19 protein-coding genes are annotated in these 19,689 nt (G+C 62.2%); 10 read left to right on the forward strand and 9 right to left on the reverse strand.

The window, feature by feature from the left end; all coding sequences use genetic code 11:
• Positions 1-122: 122 nt before the first annotated feature.
• The 3 genes from ASD32_RS02750 to ASD32_RS02760 all read right to left on the reverse strand — a co-directional run bounded on the left by ASD32_RS02750 (position 123) and on the right by ASD32_RS02760 (position 5,295).
• Positions 123-3,587, reverse strand: a complete 3,465-nt coding sequence (locus ASD32_RS02750; RefSeq protein ID WP_060636379.1) for a chromosome segregation SMC family protein — start codon at positions 3,585-3,587, stop codon at positions 123-125.
• A gap of 155 nt (positions 3,588-3,742) precedes the next feature.
• Positions 3,743-4,465, reverse strand: a complete 723-nt coding sequence (locus ASD32_RS02755) for a DsbA family protein (protein ID WP_244490092.1) — start codon at positions 4,463-4,465, stop codon at positions 3,743-3,745.
• A gap of 323 nt (positions 4,466-4,788) precedes the next feature.
• Entirely contained in the window at positions 4,789-5,295 is a 507-nt protein-coding gene (locus ASD32_RS02760; protein ID WP_060636380.1) for a DUF721 domain-containing protein, read from the reverse strand.
• Positions 5,296-5,380: 85 nt separating this feature from the next.
• On the opposite strand from ASD32_RS02760, the gene mutY reads away from it, so the two are divergent.
• The 5 genes from mutY to ASD32_RS02785 all read left to right on the forward strand — a co-directional run bounded on the left by mutY (position 5,381) and on the right by ASD32_RS02785 (position 9,475).
• Positions 5,381-6,484, forward strand: a complete 1,104-nt coding sequence (gene mutY, locus ASD32_RS02765) for an A/G-specific adenine glycosylase (protein ID WP_156383045.1) — start codon at positions 5,381-5,383, stop codon at positions 6,482-6,484.
• Positions 6,485-6,494: 10 nt separating this feature from the next.
• Positions 6,495-7,112, forward strand: a complete 618-nt coding sequence (locus ASD32_RS02770; RefSeq protein ID WP_060636382.1) for an HAD family phosphatase — start codon at positions 6,495-6,497, stop codon at positions 7,110-7,112.
• 2 nt (positions 7,113-7,114) lie between these two features.
• Positions 7,115-7,480 carry a nuclear transport factor 2 family protein gene (locus tag ASD32_RS02775; RefSeq protein WP_060636383.1) on the forward strand — a complete coding sequence of 122 codons (366 nt, stop codon included), beginning with the start codon at positions 7,115-7,117 and terminating at the stop codon, positions 7,478-7,480.
• Positions 7,481-7,601: 121 nt separating this feature from the next.
• Positions 7,602-8,699, forward strand: a complete 1,098-nt coding sequence (locus ASD32_RS02780; RefSeq protein ID WP_060636522.1) for a calcium-binding protein — start codon at positions 7,602-7,604, stop codon at positions 8,697-8,699.
• Between the two features lie 575 nt (positions 8,700-9,274).
• Positions 9,275-9,475: a hypothetical protein gene (locus ASD32_RS02785; protein ID WP_060636384.1), complete on the forward strand. Its 201-nt coding sequence runs from the start codon at positions 9,275-9,277 to the stop codon at positions 9,473-9,475.
• 91 nt (positions 9,476-9,566) lie between these two features.
• Here ASD32_RS02785 and ASD32_RS02790 read toward each other — a convergent pair whose 3' ends face one another.
• The 3 genes from ASD32_RS02790 to ASD32_RS02800 all read right to left on the reverse strand — a co-directional run bounded on the left by ASD32_RS02790 (position 9,567) and on the right by ASD32_RS02800 (position 11,553).
• Positions 9,567-10,697 (reverse strand): site-specific DNA-methyltransferase, encoded by a 1,131-nt coding sequence (locus ASD32_RS02790; protein ID WP_060636385.1) that lies wholly within the window; start codon positions 10,695-10,697, stop codon positions 9,567-9,569.
• 167 nt (positions 10,698-10,864) lie between these two features.
• Positions 10,865-11,227, reverse strand: a complete 363-nt coding sequence (locus tag ASD32_RS02795; protein ID WP_060636386.1) for an antibiotic biosynthesis monooxygenase — start codon at positions 11,225-11,227, stop codon at positions 10,865-10,867.
• Positions 11,224-11,553, reverse strand: a complete 330-nt coding sequence (locus ASD32_RS02800; protein ID WP_060636387.1) for an NIPSNAP family protein — start codon at positions 11,551-11,553, stop codon at positions 11,224-11,226. Before ASD32_RS02800 ends, ASD32_RS02795 begins: the two co-directional genes overlap by 4 nt.
• Before the next feature lie 117 nt (positions 11,554-11,670).
• Here ASD32_RS02800 and ASD32_RS02805 point away from each other — a divergent pair, with 117 nt between their 5' ends.
• Both ASD32_RS02805 and ASD32_RS02810 read left to right on the forward strand, forming a co-directional pair.
• Entirely contained in the window at positions 11,671-12,399 is a 729-nt protein-coding gene (locus ASD32_RS02805) for a winged helix-turn-helix domain-containing protein (RefSeq protein ID WP_060636523.1), read from the forward strand.
• A gap of 51 nt (positions 12,400-12,450) precedes the next feature.
• Positions 12,451-13,665 (forward strand): multidrug effflux MFS transporter, encoded by a 1,215-nt coding sequence (locus ASD32_RS02810; protein ID WP_060636388.1) that lies wholly within the window; start codon positions 12,451-12,453, stop codon positions 13,663-13,665.
• A gap of 12 nt (positions 13,666-13,677) precedes the next feature.
• Here ASD32_RS02810 and ASD32_RS02815 read toward each other — a convergent pair whose 3' ends face one another.
• Both ASD32_RS02815 and ASD32_RS02820 read right to left on the reverse strand, forming a co-directional pair.
• On the reverse strand, positions 13,678-14,112 hold the full coding sequence (locus tag ASD32_RS02815) for a DUF1284 domain-containing protein (RefSeq protein ID WP_060636389.1): 435 nt from the start codon (positions 14,110-14,112) through the stop codon (positions 13,678-13,680).
• A 153-nt stretch (positions 14,113-14,265) separates the two neighbouring features.
• Positions 14,266-15,141: an aldo/keto reductase family oxidoreductase gene (locus tag ASD32_RS02820; RefSeq protein WP_060636390.1), complete on the reverse strand. Its 876-nt coding sequence runs from the start codon at positions 15,139-15,141 to the stop codon at positions 14,266-14,268.
• Positions 15,142-15,237: 96 nt separating this feature from the next.
• Between ASD32_RS02820 and ASD32_RS02825 the strand changes: the two genes are divergently transcribed.
• Both ASD32_RS02825 and ASD32_RS02830 read left to right on the forward strand, forming a co-directional pair.
• On the forward strand, positions 15,238-16,149 hold the full coding sequence (locus tag ASD32_RS02825) for a LysR family transcriptional regulator (protein ID WP_060636391.1): 912 nt from the start codon (positions 15,238-15,240) through the stop codon (positions 16,147-16,149).
• A gap of 162 nt (positions 16,150-16,311) precedes the next feature.
• A complete protein-coding gene (locus ASD32_RS02830) occupies positions 16,312-17,007 on the forward strand; it encodes an HAD family phosphatase (protein WP_060636392.1) in 696 nt (231 codons plus the stop codon).
• Between the two features lie 384 nt (positions 17,008-17,391).
• Here ASD32_RS02830 and ASD32_RS02835 read toward each other — a convergent pair whose 3' ends face one another.
• Entirely contained in the window at positions 17,392-17,946 is a 555-nt protein-coding gene (locus ASD32_RS02835; protein WP_060636393.1) for a hypothetical protein, read from the reverse strand.
• Positions 17,947-18,279: 333 nt separating this feature from the next.
• Here ASD32_RS02835 and thrC point away from each other — a divergent pair, with 333 nt between their 5' ends.
• Complete coding sequence (gene thrC, locus ASD32_RS02840; protein WP_060636394.1) at positions 18,280-19,686, forward strand: threonine synthase; 1,407 nt, start codon at positions 18,280-18,282, stop codon at positions 19,684-19,686.
• The last annotated feature ends 3 nt before the right edge of the window (positions 19,687-19,689 follow it).

Consider the following 19,689-nt stretch of genomic DNA (forward strand, 5'->3'; position numbering starts at 1 on the left):
GGGATGTCTCCGAACACATGTCAACTATGTCTCAAGGCCATACAACAAGGGCGGGGATGAGGGGAGTTTAACCCACACGGTTTCCTCAAGTGACCTGCCGGATTACCTTTGTCAGCAGCCTGCTACACCGCTTCGCGCAGCTGCTCGGCCGTCTGCAGATCGACGGAGACCAATTGGGAGACGCCCTGTTCGGCCATGGTGACGCCGAACAGGCGGTTCATGCGGGCCATGGTGATCGGATTATGGGTGATGATGACGAAGCGCGTTTCGGTCGAGGCGGCCATCTCGTCCATCAGGTTGCAATAGCGCTCGACATTGTGGTCGTCGAGCGGCGCATCGACTTCGTCGAGCACGCAGATCGGCGCCGGGTTGGTGAGGAACACCGCAAAGATCAGGGCCATCGCCGTCAGCGCCTGTTCGCCGCCCGACAGAAGCGTCATCGTCTGCGGCTTCTTGCCCGGCGGGCGGGCGAGGATTTCAAGGCCAGCATCGAGCGGATCGTCGCTCTCGATCAGCTGCAGCTCGGCCGTGCCGCCGCCGAACAGGTGGGTGAACAGCCGCTGGAACTGGACATTGACCACATCAAAGGCGGCCAGCAGGCGTTCGCGGCCTTCGCGGTTGAGGTTCTGGATCGCCGAGCGCAGCTTGCGGATCGCGTCGATAATGTCCTCGCGCTCCTTCAGCATCGCCTCCAGCTTGTCGGAGAGTTCCTTCTGCTCCTCCTCGGCCCGCAGGTTGACCGCGCCCAGCCGCTCGCGTTCGATCCTCAACCGGTCGAGTTCGCGCTCGATCTGGCGGATATCCGGCAGCTCCGCATCGACGGCAAGGCCGGTGAGCCGCATCACCTCATGCGGGGCGCAGTGCAGCACATCGCGGATACGGGCTTCGCTTTCCAGCCGCTTTTCGCGGGCGGAGACCAGCCGTTCTTCGGCCCGGCCACGTTTTTCGCGCGTCTCGGCCAGTTCCGACAAAGCCGTCACGGCAATCCGGTCGGCATCGCGCTGGCGGGTTTCGGCTGTGGCGAGCACGTCGGCCGCCGCGCGGCGCGCCTCCTCCGCCTTCGACAGCTCGTTCATCAGCGCGCGGCGCTTTTCGTCGAATTCATCGGGGGCTTCGAGCAGCTCCTCGACCTCCTCGCGGGCTTCGCTTTCGCGCTCGCGCAGGGTCTCGATATGCTCCTGCGCGCTGGCGGCCCTTTCGGTCCAAGTCTGGCGCTCGGTGGCGATGGCACGGATGCGGCGTTGCCGGGCTTCGTTTTCGCGGGCAAGGCCGTCATTGATGGCGCGGGCTTCCGCAGCCAGCGCCCGGTCTGTCGCAACCGCCGTCATCTGGCTGTTCAGCTTCTGCTCCAGGGCGGCCACGTCGGGCGCATCCTCCAGCGCGTCGCGCGCGCCCTCCATCTGCTCGCCGATCTCCTCGACCTGCAGCGAAAGCTGGCTTGAGGTTTCGGCAAGCACCGCCCGGCGGCGGACGAGATCGCCGGAGGCACGCTCGGCCTGCGCCAGCGCATCGCGGGCCTCAGACAGCTTGCGCACCACCATGCGCTGGGTCTCGCGCGACAGCCGCAGCCGCTCGTCCTCAGCACGGATACGAGCGGCAGCGGCGGCAAGCCCGGCCTCGCGCTCCGCCAGCTGATCGCGGGCTTCGGTCAATTCGCCTTCGAGCTCGGCAAGGCGATTTTTCTGCGCCAGTCTGAGCGCTGCCGCACTCGGCGCATCGGCGCCCGTGACATGGCCGTCCCAGCGCCACACCGCACCATCGCGCGTCACCAGCCTCTGACCGGCCTTCAGCGATGGCAGGAGGCGCTTTGCCTCTGCATCATCATCGACAATGCCGATCTGGCGCAGGCCGCGTTCCAGAATCTGCGGGGCACGCACATGCTGGGTGAGCGAAACGGCGCCACCGGGCAATTGCGGATCATCGGCGCCGTCGCCCGGTGCCCGCCAATGGGCAGGCGCCTGCGGATCGAGCGGCGATTCCAGATCTTCGCCAAGGGCTGCACCCAGCGCCGTCTCAAAGCCGCGATCGACCTTCATGTCATCGACGACCGGCGGGGCAGCTCCCTGCACGGCCGATGCCTCCAGCATACGCCGGATGGTGCGGGCTTCGGTCTCGATACCATTGACCGTTGCGCGGGCGGCATCGACGGACGGGCGGGCGGCGATTTCGGCCTGGCGGGCCTCAACCAGCGCCTCCTCGATATCGGCAACGGCATTTTCCGCCTGCTCGAGAGCGGATAAGGCGGCTTCGACGTCCTCCTGCTTTTCAGCGGGATCGGGAAGCGCCGCAATCTGCCGGTCGAGTTCGTCGAGGTCGCGGCTCTGGTCGGACAGCTGGCGGGCAAGACGCGCCTGCCGTTCGCTCAGGTCGCGGATGGTTTTTTCCAGCTGGTTGCGCGATGCCTGGGCCTCGGCCTTTTCGGCCGTCAGCAGGCCGAGCAGGCTTTCGCTTGAAGACAGTTTTTCGCTCGCATCGGCCAGCCGCTCGCGGGCGTCCTCGGCCCGCTCGCCGGCTTCCGAAAGCATATCGGCAAGCTCGCGCTCTTCCTCGTCCAGCCGGGTGAGAATACCGGCATTGTCGGCAACCAGCCGCTCTTCGCGCACGATATCTTCCCGCAGCTGCGACAGGCGGCGCTGCAGTTCGTCGCGGCGGCGCAGGATACGGCCGGCATCTTCCTCCAGCTGCGACTTGGCGATCTGCAGGCGCTGCAGGGCGGCAGCCGCCCTCGCCTCGGCTTCGCGCAGTTCCGGCAATTTCAGGCTGGCGATCGCCTGGGCCTTGGCCGCTTCCATCTGACCTTGCGCCTTTTCGGCCACCAGCGATGTCGCTTGGTTCAGCTGGCTATCGGCCTCGCCCTCGGCCTCCTTGGCCTGCACCCAGCGGATATGCAAAAGCATCGCCTCGTGGCGGCGGATATCGGAGGACAGAAGCTTGAAACGATTGGCCTGGCGCGACTGGCGCTTCAGGCTTTCGATCTGGCTTTCGAGCTGGGAGGTAACGTCTTCCAGCCGCTCGAGATTGGTTTCGGCCCCCTTCAGCCGCAGCTCGGCCTCGTGGCGGCGCGAATGCAGGCCCGAAATGCCGGCGGCTTCTTCGAGCAGCTGGCGGCGCGCCTGCGGCTTTGCCGCAATCAGCTCGCCGATCCGGCCCTGTCCCACCATCGAGGGCGAGCGCGCGCCGGTCGAGGCATCGGCAAACAACAGTTGCACATCCTTGGCGCGGGCTTCCTTGCCGTTGATGCGGTAGACCGAGCCGTTCTCCCGCTCGATCCGCCGCGTCACCTGGATCTCGTCGCTGTCGTTGAAGGCGGCGGGCGCGGTGCGATCGGAATTGTCGAGATAGAGGCCGACCTCGGCCGTATTGCGGGCGGGACGATTGCCGGAACCGGAAAAGATCACGTCGTCCATGCCGGACGCCCGCATATTCTTATAGGAATTCTCCCCCATCACCCAGCGCAACGCTTCCACCAGGTTCGACTTGCCACACCCATTCGGCCCGACCACCCCGGTCAGCCCGCGCTCGATCACGAATTCGGAGGGTTCGACGAAGGACTTGAAGCCAAGAAGACGAAGCTTGGTGAATTTCATGGTTTTACCCTCCCCTTGAGGGGGAGGGTCGGAGCGAAGCTCCGGGGTGGGGTGACGCCTTGCCAGATACGGCGGGGGNNCCCCCCTCAAGGGGGAGGTATACAAAAACGGGCGCACTGAGGCGCCCGCCGGTTGTTCCTGAGAACTGCGATGGATCAGAGCATCGAGTCGATAAGGGCCGACATGGTGTCAACCGACATTTCTCCGGAATACTTCTTGCCATTGACGAAGAAGGTTGGGGTGGCCTTGACGCCGAAATCCTTGTCACCCTTCTGCATCGTTGCCTGCACATCATCCAGAAGTTTCTGGTTCGTCAAGCAGGCCTCGAAGCTCTCCTGTGTAAAACCGGCGAGTTTCGACATCTGCAGCAGCGCATCGCGGCCGTTTTGTGCGGCGGCCCACTGTTCCTGCTGCTTGAACAGCATCGAGATCATCGGGAAATACTGGCCTTCCGGGGCGCAGCGCGCCAGCATGAAGGCGGCAGCCGCACGCGGATCGAACGGGAATTCGCGCACCACGAAGCGGACCTGGCCGCTATCGACATATTTCGCCTTGATGGCGTCATAGGTTTCATTGTGGAAACGGGCGCAATGCGGGCAGGTCATCGACATATATTCGACGATCGTCACCTTGGCATCGGCCTTGCCGACGGACATTTCCGGCAGCGGGCCGGGCGCCATCAGCTTGGCAATATCGACTTCGCCTTCCGATTGCGGAACCTCGACCTTGGCTGCGGGCGCTGCGGCCTGCGCCACCTGCGTCTGCCCGGCATCGGCCGTTGCCGGCGTTGCAGCAGACGATGTGGTGGAGGACGTCGTCGTGCCATCCACAGGCTTGGTGGCGGCCGACATCATCGAACCACCTTCAGCCGGCTTCATCGCCGATGTCGATGACATCATCGATCCACCGGCAGCGGGCGTCACTTCGGTCTTGGCGGCTGTTGCGGTGCTTTCTGCGGCAGGCGTGGTGGCGGCCGTCTCCTTCTTCTCGTCGCTGCAGGCGGCGAGCGTCACAGCAATGGCAGCCACGGCGACGCCGCTCAGGAGGCGCTTGAAAGGGCTCAGTTCAGAAAGGGACATGGGTTCACCTGTGTGAGGGGATGGACGAAATCGGTCTGAAATTCGATAACTTGCCTTGTTCGGGGCGACAAGGGGCTGTTGCTCATCACCATTCAAACAATTGTGACCGGCTGATGGCCCGGTCACTTTTTTCCAGGCGCCAGCACCGCCGTGCCGAGCCGGGTCAGCGCCGCTTTGAGCGCATCGTTCTCGATACCATCGACCAGCGTCTCCAGCCGGCGGGCTGGCTCGCCCGTCAGCGGCTTGGGCTTGCGATAGGGCTTGGGCGGGGCAGAGACCGGTTTTTGCACGATGCGCATCTGGTTGATCGCCGGAAAACCGAAGAACCCGTTGATCCGCTGGATCAGTTCGCCCTGCGCGTGGGTGAGAAACAGGGCGCGCGCGCCTTCGCAGGCAATGGTCAGCACCCCCGGCTGATAGCCCCCCTCGCCCGTCATTTCGGAGGCCCGGCGCGGCCAGGCGATCTTTTCCGGCCGGGTGCAATCGGCGAAATCCTCGCCGGCGATCTCATCCCAGGAACCGAGCAACAGCGTGTTGATCCCGGCGCGCTTGGCCAGCACCGGATCGATCATGCCATTGGCGATCTCGCTGATCTGCCGGCCGCCCTTGCGAGTATAAGGTTGTTTCAACAGATATCTTTCAGGTTTCGAATCCGCCTTGAAGGATGGCGAACACTTCGCCAATGATAGACCCCAACCAACATTCCGGCAAATGATGCAGCAGACAATGACCCCGGCCGATGCGGCCAACCGGCTCCTCTCCTGGTATGACCGGCATCACCGCGACCTGCCGTGGCGCATTTCCCCGCCGATGGCGCGCGATGGCGTGGTGGCCGATCCCTACCATATCTGGCTGTCGGAAGTGATGCTGCAGCAGACCACCGTGCAGGCGGTGAAACCCTATTTCCACAAGTTCCTGGCGCTCTGGCCAGAGGTGACCGATCTTGCCTCAGCCGATACCGAAGAAGTGATGAAAGCCTGGGCGGGGCTTGGCTATTATGCCCGGGCGCGCAACCTGAAGAAATGCGCGGAGGCCGTGGCCCGCGACCATGCCGGCGTGTTTCCCGATACCGAAGAGGGTTTGCGGGCGCTGCCGGGCGTTGGCGACTATACCGCAGCCGCCGTCTCGGCCATCGCCTTCAACCGGCAAAGCGCTGTTCTCGACGGCAATGTCGAGCGGGTGATTTCGCGGCTCCACGCAATTGAGACACCGCTGCCGGCCGCAAAACCACAGATGCGGGCGCTGGTGGCCGCCATGACGCCTGCGGACCGGCCCGGCGATTTTGCGCAGGGGATGATGGATCTCGGCGCGACCATCTGCACGCCGAAGCGCCCGGCCTGCGCGCTCTGTCCGCTCAACGACGGCTGTCTCGCCCTAAAGACGGCCGATCCGGAGACCTTTCCACGCAAGGCGGCGAAAAAGGAAAAACCGCTGCGGGTGGGCGCTGCCTTCGTTGCCATGCGTATCGACGGCGCGGTCTATCTGCAAAAGCGCGGCGAGACCGGGCTGCTCGGCGGCATGACGGAAGTTCCCGGCACGCCCTGGACCTCGCGCATCGACGGCGACAATACCATTTCCGCCCAGCCTTTTGCCGCCCCATGGGAGCCGTGCGGAACAATCACACATGTTTTTACGCATTTTGAGTTGCGCTTGTCGATCTATCGGGCCAAGGTCACAAATGAGAACAAAACAGGAAACGGCTGGTGGGAACCGCTTGTCTCTCTCAAGGCGCAAGCACTCCCGACCGTCATGAAAAAAGCAATCGCCCAGGCTATACCGGACGCTTTCAAGGACGGTCCGGACAGCCTTGGAAACTGAGGAATACCCGATGAGCAGCGTCGAAATCCGCCACATCGTCTTCGACATCGGCAAGGTGCTGATCCACTACGACCCGCATCTCCCGTTTTCGCGAATCATTCCCGATGACGCCGAGCGCAAATGGTTCTTTGCCAATGTCTGCACCCATGACTGGAACATCGAGCAGGATCGCGGCCGCGACTGGCGCGAGGCGGAAGACCTGTTGATCGCGCAGTATCCGGATCATGCCGACAGCATCCGGGCCTTTCGCACATACTGGCACGAGATGGTGCCGCATGCCTATGTCGAATGCGTCTCCATCATGGAAAGCCTGATCGCCAAGGGCTACGACGTGACAATGTTGACCAATTTCGCCTCCGACACGTTCAAGGAAGCGCAGAAGCGGTTTCCCTTTCTCACCTTGCCGCGCGGCGTCACCGTGTCCGGCGATATCCGGCTGATCAAGCCGGATGTGGCGATCTACCAGACGCATGCGGACAATTTCGATCTCGATCCGGCGGCAACCCTGTTCATCGACGACAGCATGCCGAATGTCGAAGGCGCGCGCGCCGCAGGCTGGCAAGCCGTGCATTTCACCGATCCGCAGACGCTGCAATCGGACCTTCTGGCCTATGGACTTTCGGTGTGACAATGACCCTCAATACCTTTGATCCGGCCGCTGCAGCCGAGCGTTTTCATGCGGCAATCGGTGATCTCGACTTCGATACGATCGAAAATTTCTTTGCCGATGACGCCACCTATTCATCCGGCAAAGTCGGCGGGCTGGAGGGACGCACCGACATCATGGCAGCGTTCCGGCGCTATTTCGCCGAATATCCCGACCAGGTGGCGGAAGACAGCCTGATCGTCAAAATCTCGCCGCTGGCAGCCCGCGCCGTCTGGAGCCTGCAGGCCACCAGTTCCTCGACCGGGACGCCGCTCGTCCGCCGGGGCGAGGAGACCATCACCTTCAACGACCAGGGCAAAATCATCAGCGTCGATGTCACCGACTTCTGACACCAAAAGCCCTTTTTGAAATCACTAAAACGCCGCAATTGGTTCAGCTGTCATTCACCTGATCGAGGGCATGATCGGCTTCGAAATTCAGCATCCAACTCATCCGAAAGGCCGCGTTTCCATGGCAAAGATTATTGATGGCACCAACGGCAGCGATACCATCGTCCAGGGCGATTACACCGGACGCCCCGTCGAGATTTACGGCTATGGCGGCAACGACACCATCTATCTCAACGTGACCAGCAGCTATGGCGGCGACAACTATGTCAATGCCGGCTCGGGCAATGACAAGGTCGTCAACTATTTCGAAGGCGGCAACGATATCGTGCTGGGTGACGGCAACGATCTCTACATCGCCGATATCCGCGCCGGCGACAGCAACGGCTACGACATCGTGCATGGCGGCAACGGCAATGACCGTTTCGAAGTGGATACCGAAGCCAGCAAATATTACGGCGATGCCGGCAACGACACGTTTCTCTCCGTCGGCGTCGATAATTACTTCAACGGCGGCAGCGGCACGGACACGATCAGCTACGCACTGCAGGACGATTACGCCTCGCAGCGCGGCAAGGGCGTGACCATCGATCTCGGCAGGCAATGGGCCTCCACGACAAATGGCCACCGGGAAACGCTGATCAGCATCGAAAATGCTACCGGCACCGACAGGGGCCATGACGACATTACCGGCAGTTCCGGCCGCAATATCCTTCAGGGCCTGGGTGGCAACGATATTCTCGACGGCCTTGGCGGCAATGACGATCTTTATGGCGGTGCCGGCAATGACGATCTCTACGGCGGCACGGGCGACGACGATCTGGTCGGCGGTTCCGGCGATGACGATCTCGTGGGTGGTACCGGGGCAGACTATCTGCTTGGCGGCTCGGGCTTCGATTTCCTCAGCGGCGGCTCTGGTGCCGACATTTTCGATTTCGATTTTGCCAGTGAATCCGCCGTTGGCAGCAAGCGCGATATCATCAGCGATTTCCGCGCCTCGGAAAATGACATCGTCGATCTCAGCACGATCGATGCCAATGAACGCGTCAGCGGCAACCAGAACTTCAGCTTCATCGGCGGTTCGGCCTTCCATGGCAAGGCGGGCGAGCTGCAGTTCAAGAACGGCATCATTTCGGGCGACACCGATGGCGACGGCCGTGCCGATTTCCAGATCAAGATGAACGGCGTCACCAAGATGTTTGCCGACGATTTCATCCTTTAACCGGGTGCGTTCCGGCGATCAAAACACAAACGCCCAGGATCATCGCTGATCCTGGGCGTTTAAGTCTCCGTCCGGGACTGAAGGTACGAAACCGGACGAAAACTATCTCTGAAACGGGCGGCTTTCACCGCGCCGTCAAGCATTCTACGGGCTGGCCCGCGCGCCTCGCGTGGTTGATCACACGGTCGTCCTGCTTGCTGTGCAGATTACAGGCGGGATGGTTAAATTGTTCTAAAAGGCGGGCGTCCAGCAACTGATTTGAAAGAGGAAATGGCGGGGCAAACATTGGCTATTCAAGCCCGTTGACACCGGACAATTCAGGACATCCCACCTTGCGGGCGGCACCAAGAATTCCCGTAAATCCGGCATTCTTGCTTCAAGGGAACAAGCCGGGCAGACAATGCGCAAACGCCCACATGGCCGTGATTCGCGGCAGTCACAGTCCCTGTGCGATGGGCGAGGACGCGTAAAAAATCTGTCCCATTTTGAAACTTGTTTTTTCAAGACCTCGTTCAAACCGACAAACGGGGCCAGCCGGGAAACGGGCCAGCCGGCAGACAGAAAAGGCAGAGCATATGAACGAGACCACCGAGATTTCGAAAAAATCCAAGGACGGGCAGCTCGGCCCGGACAACAATTCCGAAAGCCCGGCGCGTTGGGTCATCCATTGCATCGCTTGCGAAGAGCCGGTCGAGCCATGGCAGACCAGCGGCTATGAGTTCGGCTATTGCGCCCGCTGCTTCGACGTTTTGATGGAACCGTCAGGCAAGTCGTGAAGGCGGTCTATTGAGAGTTTCATAACTGCATACACAAACGCCGCGCATCCGATCTGGAGCGCGGCGTTTTGTATTTCCGGGTTGGAAATGATCAGTTGATCTTGGCCATATCACTGCGGATGACGGCGCGCAGGTCGTCGATCGGCTTGAGCGACGTGCCCTCTTCATAGTGCCAGAAGGTCCAGCCGTTGCAGGCGTCGAGCCCTTGCACCTTGGCGCCGAGGCGATGGATCGAGCCGGCGTCGCCGCCGCTTGCCACCGTTCCGTCGGCGCGCACGATGGCGCTGTAGCGGCGCTTCGCATCGGTCAGCACCGTGCCCGGCTTGATCATGCCGCTCTCGATCAGCGTGTTGAAGGCGACGCGCGGTTCCGCCTTCTTGCCGGTCATGACCGACAGGGTTGCCTTGCCGAGCGGCTCGACAGCGGCGATGCGTTCGGATGCCGCATCGATATAGGCCTGCTCGCGTTCGATGCCGACAAAATGGCGGCCGAGGCGCTTGGCGACCGCACCGGTTGTGCCGGAGCCGAAGAAGGGATCGAGCACGATATCGCCCGGCTTGGTCGAGGCCATCAGGATACGGGCAAGCAGCGCTTCCGGCTTCTGGGTCGGATGCGCCTTCTTGCCGTCGTCGCCCTTCAGGCGCTCGCCGCCCGAGCAGATCGGAAACAGCCAGTCGGAGCGCATCTGCACGTCGTCGTTCGAGGCCTTCAGGGCATCGTAGTTGAACGTGTAGCCTTTGCCCTTGGCGCTGGGCCTCGCCCAGATCAGCGTCTCATGGGCATTCTGGAACCGGCGGCCCTTGAAGTTCGGCATCGGGTTGGTCTTGCGCCAGATGATGTCGTTGAGGATCCAGAAGTTCAGGTCCTGCAAGGTCGCGCCGACGCGGAAGATGTTGTGGTAGGAGCCGATGACCCAGAGCGTTCCGGTCGGCTTCAGGACGCGGCGGCAAGCCAGCAGCCAGGCGCGGGTAAAAGCATCATACGCCTCGAAGGATACGAACTGATCCCAGTCGTCATCGACCGCATCGACCAGCGACTGATCGGGCCGGTGCAGCGAACCGCCGAGCTGGAGGTTGTAGGGCGGGTCTGCGAAGACGACGTCAACAGAGTTGTCGGGAAGCGCCTCAAGAGCGGCGACGCAATCGCCTTTGATGATGGAATCGAGCCAGCCTGCAGGGCTGACGCCGCGGGAGATTTCGGCCAACGAAACAACTGATGACATGGACACGCACCTACGCTTACTCGGAACTGATTTCAGCCCTTATGGTTACCGAACTTGGTTACCAAATGCTGAAGGCGGAGGCGGAATTTGTGAAATGATACAGGAGGATGGAAAGTTTAGGGTGGATGCGTTACCCTCTTTCCATGAACCGGAGCGACGCCCCGCGCCTATTTGCGGTTCTCCCTTGCCGCATGAAACACCCGGCTATCCTCCGGTGCCTCGTCCCGCTCGGTCATGCCATAATCGCGGATGACGGCGGCGATGCGCAGGCGGTAGGCGGCGAAGGTGCCGTTGCGGCCGGCGTGCTGGGCGGCCCGGTGTTCGGGGCCGTTGCGCCAGGTGGCGATCGCCGCCTCGTCGCGCCAGAACGACAGGGACAGGATCTTGCCGGGAACCTTCAGGCTTTCGAACCGCTCGATCGACAGGAACCCGTCGATCCCGTTCAGCTTGCCGTGAAGCTGGGCTGCCAGATCCAGATAGGCGCTGCGCCGGTCATCCGCCGGCTCCACCTCGAAGATCACGGCGATCAAAACGACACCGCCTTTGCATGCGGGCCGGAGACGTTCTTGAGGAAAATCCGGTCCTCCTTGAGAATAAACCGTTCTTTCCTTGCGAACTGATAGTTTTCCGCCCCGAGCGGATCGGCGGCAAGGCGGGCGCGATAGGCTTCGTAAGCGGCGAGGCTGTCGATATTGTAGGCGGCATAGGCCGTCGTCGCCGAGCCCTCATGCGGGGCGAAATAGCCGATCAGGTCGGCGCCGTTGCGCGGGATGGCCTGTCCCCAGTTGCGGGCATAGGCGGCGAATTCCTCGCGCTTGAACGGGTCGATTTCATAGCGGATGAAACAGGTGATCATGGGACGCTCCTTCGATTGCGGGTGTCTCCTTGTGCCAGTTTCGAAGTGCCGGATGCTTCGATGACGATCGAAGTGTCGGGCCTTGCCGGTGCTTCTCGCTGCAGTTACCATCGCGGCATGAAAGAAGGTCCAGATATCGCTCTCATCGGATCGCTGATCGGCGATCCCGCCCGCGCCAATATGCTGACCGCGCTCACCAGCGGCAAGGCATTGACGGCGACGGAGCTTGCCGGGACGGCGGGGATCACCCTGCAGACGGCGAGTTCGCACCTCTCCAAGCTTGAGGCCGGTGGCCTGATCGCCCAGCGCAAGCAGGGCCGTCACCGCTATTTCACCCTGGCCGACGACGATGTCGGGCTGATGATCGAGGGGCTGATGGGCTTTGCCGCCTATCGCGGTTTTACCCGCCATCGCACCGGCCCCAAGGACCCGGCGCTGCGCAAGGCCCGCATCTGCTACAACCACCTGGCGGGCGATTACGGCGTGCGCATGCTCGATAGCCTGATCGCCGAAGAGGTGATCTCCGGCGCCGGCGATACGCTGCATCTGACGGCGTCGGGCGCTTCCACCATGACGGCGCTCGGCATCGACCTTGCGGCGCTGAAAAGGTCACGCCGCCCGCTTTGCCGCGCCTGCCTCGACTGGAGCGAACGCCGCTCGCATCTGTCCGGCTCGCTTGGCCAGGCGCTGCTCACGCTGTTTCTCGACAGGGGCTGGGCCCTGCGCGAACCCGGCAGCCGCGCTATCCGGTTTACCGGCACCGGCGAGAAAGCGTTTGCCAAGCTCTTCCCCCTGCCCGCGCCGCCGCCAGCCGAGCGCCAGCACGCGGACGCTATGGGCGTGTGAACCAAAAGGCTGCTACAGCTCCGACCAATTCCTCTCCCTCGAATGCGGCCCATGACAGTGTCCCCCGGTTTTCGCGAGCGCATCGCGCTCTATGCCTGCCTGACCTCGCTGACCTCCATCAGCATCGATGCCCTGCTGCCGGCATTGCGCCAGATCGGCGCGGATGTCGGCGCAGCGCCGCCGCTCTCCACCCAGCATGTCATATCGCTGTTCATCTTCGGCATGGCGTTTGGCGAATTGCTGCTGGGGCCGCTATCGGACGCCTTGGGGCGAAAGAAGGCGCTGGTTCTGGGGCTTTGCGTCTACACGCTGGGAACGGTGATCGCCATGCTCGCCACCTCGCTCGAAATGGTCATCCTTGGACGGTTTGTCCAAGGCATCGGCGTTTCCGGGCCGAAGATTGCGACAAGGGCGATGATCCGCGACCAGTTCGAGGGCGATGCGATGGCCCGGGTGATGTCGCTGATGTTCACGCTGTTCATCCTCGTGCCGATGCTGGCACCGGCGCTTGCTCAGGGCATCATCGCGCTCAGCGGCTGGCGCAGCGTCTTTGCCGTCTATCTGGCCGTCGCAGGCCTGCTTGGGCTCTGGCTGGTGACGCGCCAGCCGGAAACTTTGGCGCCCACCCGCCGCATTCCGCTGCGCCCCCGGCTTCTCCTGTCCAACGGACGGCGCATCCTGTCGAACCGGCGCGTGGTCTTGCTGATCTCGGCAACCGGGCTCGTCTTTGGCGCACAGCTCGTCTATCTCAGCACGGCGGCCGATCTGTTCTTCGACGTCTATGGGATCGCCGATACGTTCCCGCTCTATTTTGCAGGCCTTGCCACCGGCATCGGGCTTGCCTCGTTCCTCAATGCCAAACTGGTTGAGCAATTCGGTGCGCAGACCATGGCGCGCTTCGGTTTTTGCGGGCTTGCCGGGGCGGGATTGATGATGCTGGCGGCATCAGGATATTGGAACGGACGGCCGCCCCTGCCTGTCCTGATGATCACCGCCTTTTCGGCGTTCTTTGCAATCGGCGTGTTGTTCGGCAATCTCAACACCATGGCCATGCGCTCTCTGGGGGACGTCGCAGGTCTCGGCGCCTCGCTGATCGCGTCGGGGTCAAGCCTGATCGCCACCCTGTTCGCCGTCGCATTGGGCGCCTTTTACGACGGCACAACACTTATCCTCGCGGCGGGCTTCTTTGCAGCCGGGATCGGCGCGCTTGCTCTTTGTGAGCTTGCCGTGCGGGCGGATGCCACGCCGGTTATTGCCCTGCGATAAGCCGCTTGCGCTCTAACAACCGGCTCGCGCCACAAGCACGCCGTCGAAATCCGAACCGGCAATGCTGGTACAGAGCGGCGACCATTCGCAGCGCTGGCAGGCATCGCGGATCGAGCCCTCCGCAAAGGCCGCACGCATCCGCGCGAGCCTGCCGGTGCTCAGCTGGATCGATGCGCCGGGACGCGCGGATATGCCGAGCAAAGCCTCGACCGCCTCGCTTGCCTTCAAATCCCGATGCGGCACGCTCTCCTCGTTCAGGCAGTGCATGCCCGGCTCGCCCAGCATCGGCGCACAGATATCGTCCGGCCCCTCGACCACCTCGATATCCTCGCCTGCGGACAGGCGGGCGGCGATGCGGATGTAGTTTTCGGTGAAGGCAGCCGTATAGCCCTTGCCGACGAAGGTCAGCATGCAAAGCAGGTGATGCGGGCGCAGACGGACGGTCATGGAAGCCTTGGCCGGGACAAAATCCGGTCTTACCCGGCAATGCCGCCGGCGGCAACTGCTCGCCGGGCGGAGCCCGCCAACTCAGGCATACGCCATCCGCTCCACCGCCGGGAAAGCGCGGCGGAGCGGATGATGTGCGGTGTCCGGATCAAATCAGGCGGCGATCTCACCAACCTGATCGAGTTCCTTGACGACTTCATCGGACAGCACCAAAGCTGCTGCAGCCAGGTTTTCGCGGAGGTGACCGACGGAGGATGTGCCGGGGATCAGCAGGATATTGGGGGCGCGGCGCAGCAACCAGGCGAGCGCCACCTGCATGGGGGTGGCGTTCAGCCGCGCGGCGACATCCGACAGGGTCGATGACTGCAGCGGGCTGAAGCCCCCGAGCGGAAAGAACGGCACATAGGCGATACCGCCGCTCGCAAGGTCGTCGATCAGGGCATCGTCGCCGCGATGGGCGAGATTGTACTGGTTCTGGACGCAGACGATCTTGGTAATGGACTGGCCCTCGGCGATCTGCGTGGCCGTGACGTTGCTGAGCCCGATGTGGCGGATCAAACCCTGGCGCTGCAGATCCGCCAGCACGGTCAACGGTTCTTCCAGCGATCCTTCCGCCGGACCGTGCACATCAAACATCAGGCGAAGATTGACGACATCGATGACATCGAGGCCGAGATTGCGCAGATTGTCATGCACGGCCTGCGTCAGCTCCTCGCGCGAGAAAGCCGGGTTCCAGGACTTGTCCTCGCCGCGCCGTGCGCCGACCTTGGTGACGATAACGAGATCGTCGCGGTAGGGATGCAGCGCCTCGCGAATGATCTGGTTGGTGACATGCGGACCGTAGAAATCACTGGTGTCGATATGATCGACCCCGCTTTCAACCGCCTCGCGCAGCACGGCGAGCGCCGCATCATGGTCTTTCGGCGGGCCGTAGACGCCGGGGCCGGCGAGTTGCATGGCGCCGTAGCCGAGCCTTTTGACGCTGCGGCCGCCGAGGGTGAACGTACCGGACTGTTCGATAATGGACATGATCTCACTCCTTTCAAGAGCTGATCTGAACATAGGCGTTGCTGGCTTACGTGATAACGGGTCATAATCAGCACAGGCTGTGCGGGATGGCGAACAATGAAGACGGACCTTGGTGATCTCAACGCATTCGTGGCGGTGGCGCGCGCCGGTGGTTTTCGCGAGGGCGCCCGCATCACTGGCGCCAGCGCCTCCTTCCTCAGCGAAGCCGTGCGGCGCCTGGAGACGCAACTGGGCGTGCGGCTGCTCAATCGCACCACCCGCAGCGTGGTTGCGACGGAAGCGGGCAAGGGCCTGCTGGAGCGGCTTGGGCCGGCGCTGAGCGAGGTCGAGGCGGCGCTGGAAGTGGTCAACGGCTTTCGCGGCCGGCCGGCGGGAACCCTGCGGCTGAATGTGCCGGTCAGTGCGGCGCGGCTGGTGCTGCCGGCCATCGTACCGCCATTCCTGGCTGCCTATCCCGATATCCGGCTGGAGATTATGGCCGAAGACAGCTTTGTCGATATGCTCGCCGCCGGTTGCGATGCCGGTATCCGCTACGACGAGCGGCTGGAGCAGGACATGATCGCAGTGCCGATCGGGCCGCGTGTGCAGCGCTTTGCCACTGCGGCCTCGCCCGGCTATCTGAACCGCTGTGGCCGCCCTTCGCACCCGCGCGACCTGCTTGACCACGCCTGCCTGCTCGGCCGCTTTTCCAGCGGCAAGACGACGGCACCCTGGGAGTTCGAGCGCGACGGCGAGGTGGTGCTTGTCGATCCGGCCGGACCGCTGATCGTCAGTGTCGGCGGCTCCATCGACCTTGCCGTCGATGCCGCCATTGCCGGGACCGGGATCATTTCCTTGTTTGAGGACTGGCTGCGCCCGCATCTCAACGCCGGCACGCTGGAGCCGGTTCTGGAACCGTGGTGGCAATCCTTCTCGGGGCCGTTTCTCTATTATCCCGGACGGCGCCTGGTGCCTGCGCCGCTCCGGGCCTTCATCGATTTCGTCAAGGCGTTGCCTGGCCAGAAATGACGCCGCGCGTTGGGAAGACCCCGCACATAGGGAACGGCTGTGCCATCGGCATCACCTTCGTCCGTTGCGCCTCCCGCGCATGGCAGGTTTCCGCCGGGCGCGGTTGAGCTTTTCGAAGGCATCGTGTAAACGGCCAGCATCTCCCCCAAGGATTCTCCCGGCATGACCAGCATTGATCTCATCATCTTCGATTGCGACGGCGTTCTCGTCGATTCGGAAATCATCGCCAGCGAAGTCGAAGCCGAGCTTCTGACGGAGGCGGGTTACCCGATCAGCACCGAGGAAATGGCCGAGCGCTTTGCCGGGATGACCTGGCACAACACGCTGCTGGCCATCGAGAAGGAAGCCGACATCCCGTTGTCGGCCTCGCTCCTCACCAAGTCGGAAGCCATTCTCGACAAGCGCCTGGCAGAAGACCTCAACATCATCGAGGGCGTCAAGCCGATGCTGGCGCAGCTCAAGCTGCCGCATTGCATCTGCTCGAACTCGACCTCGGCGCGGCTTGCCTCGATGCTGACGAGGGTCGGCATCAAGGATCATTTCGGCAAGCATATCTATTCCGCCCGCGATCTCGGCGAAGACCGGGTCAAGCCGAAGCCGGACATTTTCCTGCACGGCGCCAAGCAGTTCGGCGTCGATCCCTCGCGCGTCCTGGTGATCGAGGATTCCGTCCACGGCATTCACGGCGCGATTGCCGCCGGCATGCGCGTCGTCGGCTTCACCGGCGCCTCGCACACCTATCCCTCGCACGCCGACAAGCTGACGGAAGCCGGCGCCGAAACTGTGATTTCCCGCATGAGCGCCCTTCCGGGCGTGATTGCAGCGCTGTCGGAATGGTCGGAAACGCTGACGGCTTGATAACTTTGCTGCAAGGGGCATCTTTACCTCTCCCCTTGCGGGAGAGGACGCAAAATCAACATCTTGGCTTTAGCCAAGTGTTAGATTTTGCTGGTGAGGGGATCGCTTTCCTTTTCCCAGACCTACCCCCTCTCTTGCAATTTCTAGCACTTAGCTAAAGCTAAGATGCTGAAATTGCTTTCTCCCCCGCATGGGGGGAGATAAATCCGGCGCCCGCCTCCGTCTCATTTGATACTGATGATGGGGTGCAAAACAGCCTTCGGAAACGCTGCGAGTTTGAGTCACCCTACCTCTCCCCTTGCGGGAGAGGACGCAAAATCAACATCTTAGCTTTAGCTAAGTGTTAGATTTTGCTGGTGAGGGGCTCACTTCTTTTCCCAATCCTTATTTCTTCTTCTTCGCCGCAGCCGGGCCCTCGTCGAAGCCGATATAGACCTTGGCGAAATCGCCGGCGCCGCCGGGGAGTGCGATGTTGGTCTTGGTGAAGATGAACTGGGTGGTGCCGACGCCGGTGGGGACTTCGACGGGGTATTGTGTCAACTCCGAATAGAGCGTGTTCTTGCCGTCGGTTGCGGCAACGCGGATCGGCAGGTTGACGGTGCCGGCACCACCGGCAGGGCCTGCAACGACGCGGCCCTGGACGACGACGGTCATGACCAGCTGGCTCTCGTTCTGGACGCATTGGCGGGTCGTGTCGGCGAGCGACGCCTGGTAGACGATCTTGGTCGGATCATCCTTGGCGCCCTTGGCATAGGTGCGGTAATTGGCGGTGCCATCGAGCAGGTAGACCTGCGGGCATGTGCCCTGGATGACGGCCGGTGTCGGTGCTGCCGCATTGCCGCCAGCGTCGATCGCGCCGCCCGTGTCTGTCTTGTTGCAGCCTGCGATGACCACGAGAAGTGAAATTCCGAGAAGACGGATGGAAACTTTACCAAACACCTGACTTGACCCCCTGCCTTGCACAAATTGATGCCGCAGGCGTGACTGACCGTAAAATAAGGTATTTTTCGGTTTTCTGCCCTGCAACTTGAGCCTTTCAAGACCCTTGGCGATGGTCTATAGCAGCGACGCATTGAAAAATCGATTGGAGTCTGATGCCGCAACGCCAATTTTTCAGCGCGCGCTGAAAGGGACGGTGACAGACGAAAATCCGATATTTCCGTCAGCTTTGCCAAGGGCTGACGCAAAGAGAACCGCAATTCCCGCCCGCTTCCACTAGGGTGCGGCTCAATTCCCGCCGCAACGTCTGCGGCAGCAAACAGACGACGAAGGATGGTCACGGTGAAGTATATCTCGACGCGGGGCGAAGCCCCTTCGCTGGGTTTTTGCGATGCGCTTCTGGCGGGGCTTGGCCGCGACGGCGGGCTTTATGTGCCGGAACAATGGCCAAGCTTCACCAAAAAGGAAATTCGGGCGCTGCGCGGACAATCCTATCAGGATATCGCGTTCACGGTTCTGAGCCCCTTCATCGACGGTGAAATCCCGGACGCCACGTTCCGCGCGATGATCGACGAGGCCTATTCGACCTTCCGCCATCCGGCCATCGCGCCGGTCGTCCAGACCGGGGCAAACGCCTTCATCATGGAGCTTTTCCACGGCTCGACGCTCGCCTTCAAGGATGTGGCGATGCAGCTTTTGGCGCGGCTGATGGATCATGTTCTGACAGAGCGCAACGAATGCGCCACCATCGTCGGCGCCACATCGGGCGACACCGGCGGTGCCGCGATCGACGCCTTTGCCGGACGCGACCGCACCGACATCTTCATCCTCTTTCCGCATGGCAAGGTCTCGCCGGTGCAGCAGCGCCAGATGACCACCTCGACGGCCAGCAATGTCCACGCGGTGGCGATCAACGGCAATTTCGACGATTGCCAGAGCCTCGTCAAAGAAATGTTCAACGACATTTCCTTCCGCGACAGCGTGGCGCTCTCCGGCGTCAACTCGATCAACTGGGCCCGGATCATGGCCCAGATCGTCTATTATTTCACCACGGCTCTGGCGCTCGGCGGTCCCGACCGGATGGTGTCGTTCACCGTTCCGACCGGCAATTTCGGCGATATTTTTGCCGGCTACGTGGCCCGCCAGATGGGTCTGCCGATCGACAAGCTGGTCGTTGCCACCAACGAGAACGACATTGTCGCCCGCACGCTGGAGACCGGCCGCTACGAGATGCGCGACGTCAAGGCGACCACCTCGCCATCGATGGATATCCAGATCTCATCGAATTTCGAACGGCTGCTGTTCGAAGCCTATGGACGCGACGCTTCCAAGGTGCGCGGCGCCATGGCCAGCCTGAAGCAGTCCGGCTCCTTCGAGATCGAGGAGGATGCGCTGAAATCCATCCGCAAGGTGTTTCGCGCGGGGCGCGCCACCGAGAAGGAAGTGGCCAAAACGATCGCCAAGACGCTGGAGACCACCGGCTATCTTCTCGATCCGCATACGGCGATCGGCGTCTTCGTTGCCAACAAGCACGAGACATCCAGCGTTCCCATGGTGACGCTTGCGACCGCGCATCCAGCGAAATTCCCGGCCGCAGTTAAATCGGCCAGTGGTATTGACCCGGCGCTTCCAACGTGGCTTGCTAATCTGATGGTCAGGGAGGAGCGTTTCGACGTTCTTGACGCCGAGCTAAAAGCTGTTGAAACCTTTATCAATGAGCGGGCCCGCATCCGGAAATAAGGA

The sequence above is a fragment of the Rhizobium sp. Root483D2 genome (genome assembly GCF_001426685.1).
GTDB classification, from domain to species: Bacteria; Pseudomonadota; Alphaproteobacteria; order Rhizobiales; family Rhizobiaceae; genus Pararhizobium; species Pararhizobium qamdonense.

Coding starts and splice junctions, on each gene's coding strand:
- ASD32_RS02775 (WP_060636383.1), top strand. CDS start 7,115: ATGACCCTCAATACCTTTGATCCGGCCGCTGCAGCCGAGCGTTTTCAT.
- ASD32_RS02785 (WP_060636384.1), top strand. CDS start 9,275: ATGAACGAGACCACCGAGATTTCGAAAAAATCCAAGGACGGGCAGCTC.
- ASD32_RS02800 (WP_060636387.1), bottom strand. CDS start 11,553: ATGATCACCTGTTTCATCCGCTATGAAATCGACCCGTTCAAGCGCGAG.
- ASD32_RS02790 (WP_060636385.1), bottom strand. CDS start 10,697: ATGTCATCAGTTGTTTCGTTGGCCGAAATCTCCCGCGGCGTCAGCCCT.
- ASD32_RS02750 (WP_060636379.1), bottom strand. CDS start 3,587: ATGAAATTCACCAAGCTTCGTCTTCTTGGCTTCAAGTCCTTCGTCGAA.
- ASD32_RS02780 (WP_060636522.1), top strand. CDS start 7,602: ATGGCAAAGATTATTGATGGCACCAACGGCAGCGATACCATCGTCCAG.
- ASD32_RS02820 (WP_060636390.1), bottom strand. CDS start 15,141: ATGTCCATTATCGAACAGTCCGGTACGTTCACCCTCGGCGGCCGCAGC.
- ASD32_RS02770 (WP_060636382.1), top strand. CDS start 6,495: ATGAGCAGCGTCGAAATCCGCCACATCGTCTTCGACATCGGCAAGGTG.
- ASD32_RS02825 (WP_060636391.1), top strand. CDS start 15,238: ATGAAGACGGACCTTGGTGATCTCAACGCATTCGTGGCGGTGGCGCGC.
- ASD32_RS02805 (WP_060636523.1), top strand. CDS start 11,671: ATGAAAGAAGGTCCAGATATCGCTCTCATCGGATCGCTGATCGGCGAT.
- mutY (WP_156383045.1), top strand. CDS start 5,381: ATGCAGCAGACAATGACCCCGGCCGATGCGGCCAACCGGCTCCTCTCC.
- ASD32_RS02755 (WP_244490092.1), bottom strand. CDS start 4,465: ATGAAGCCGGCTGAAGGTGGTTCGATGATGTCGGCCGCCACCAAGCCT.
- ASD32_RS02815 (WP_060636389.1), bottom strand. CDS start 14,112: ATGACCGTCCGTCTGCGCCCGCATCACCTGCTTTGCATGCTGACCTTC.
- ASD32_RS02830 (WP_060636392.1), top strand. CDS start 16,312: ATGACCAGCATTGATCTCATCATCTTCGATTGCGACGGCGTTCTCGTC.
- ASD32_RS02810 (WP_060636388.1), top strand. CDS start 12,451: ATGACAGTGTCCCCCGGTTTTCGCGAGCGCATCGCGCTCTATGCCTGC.
- thrC (WP_060636394.1), top strand. CDS start 18,280: ATGGTCACGGTGAAGTATATCTCGACGCGGGGCGAAGCCCCTTCGCTG.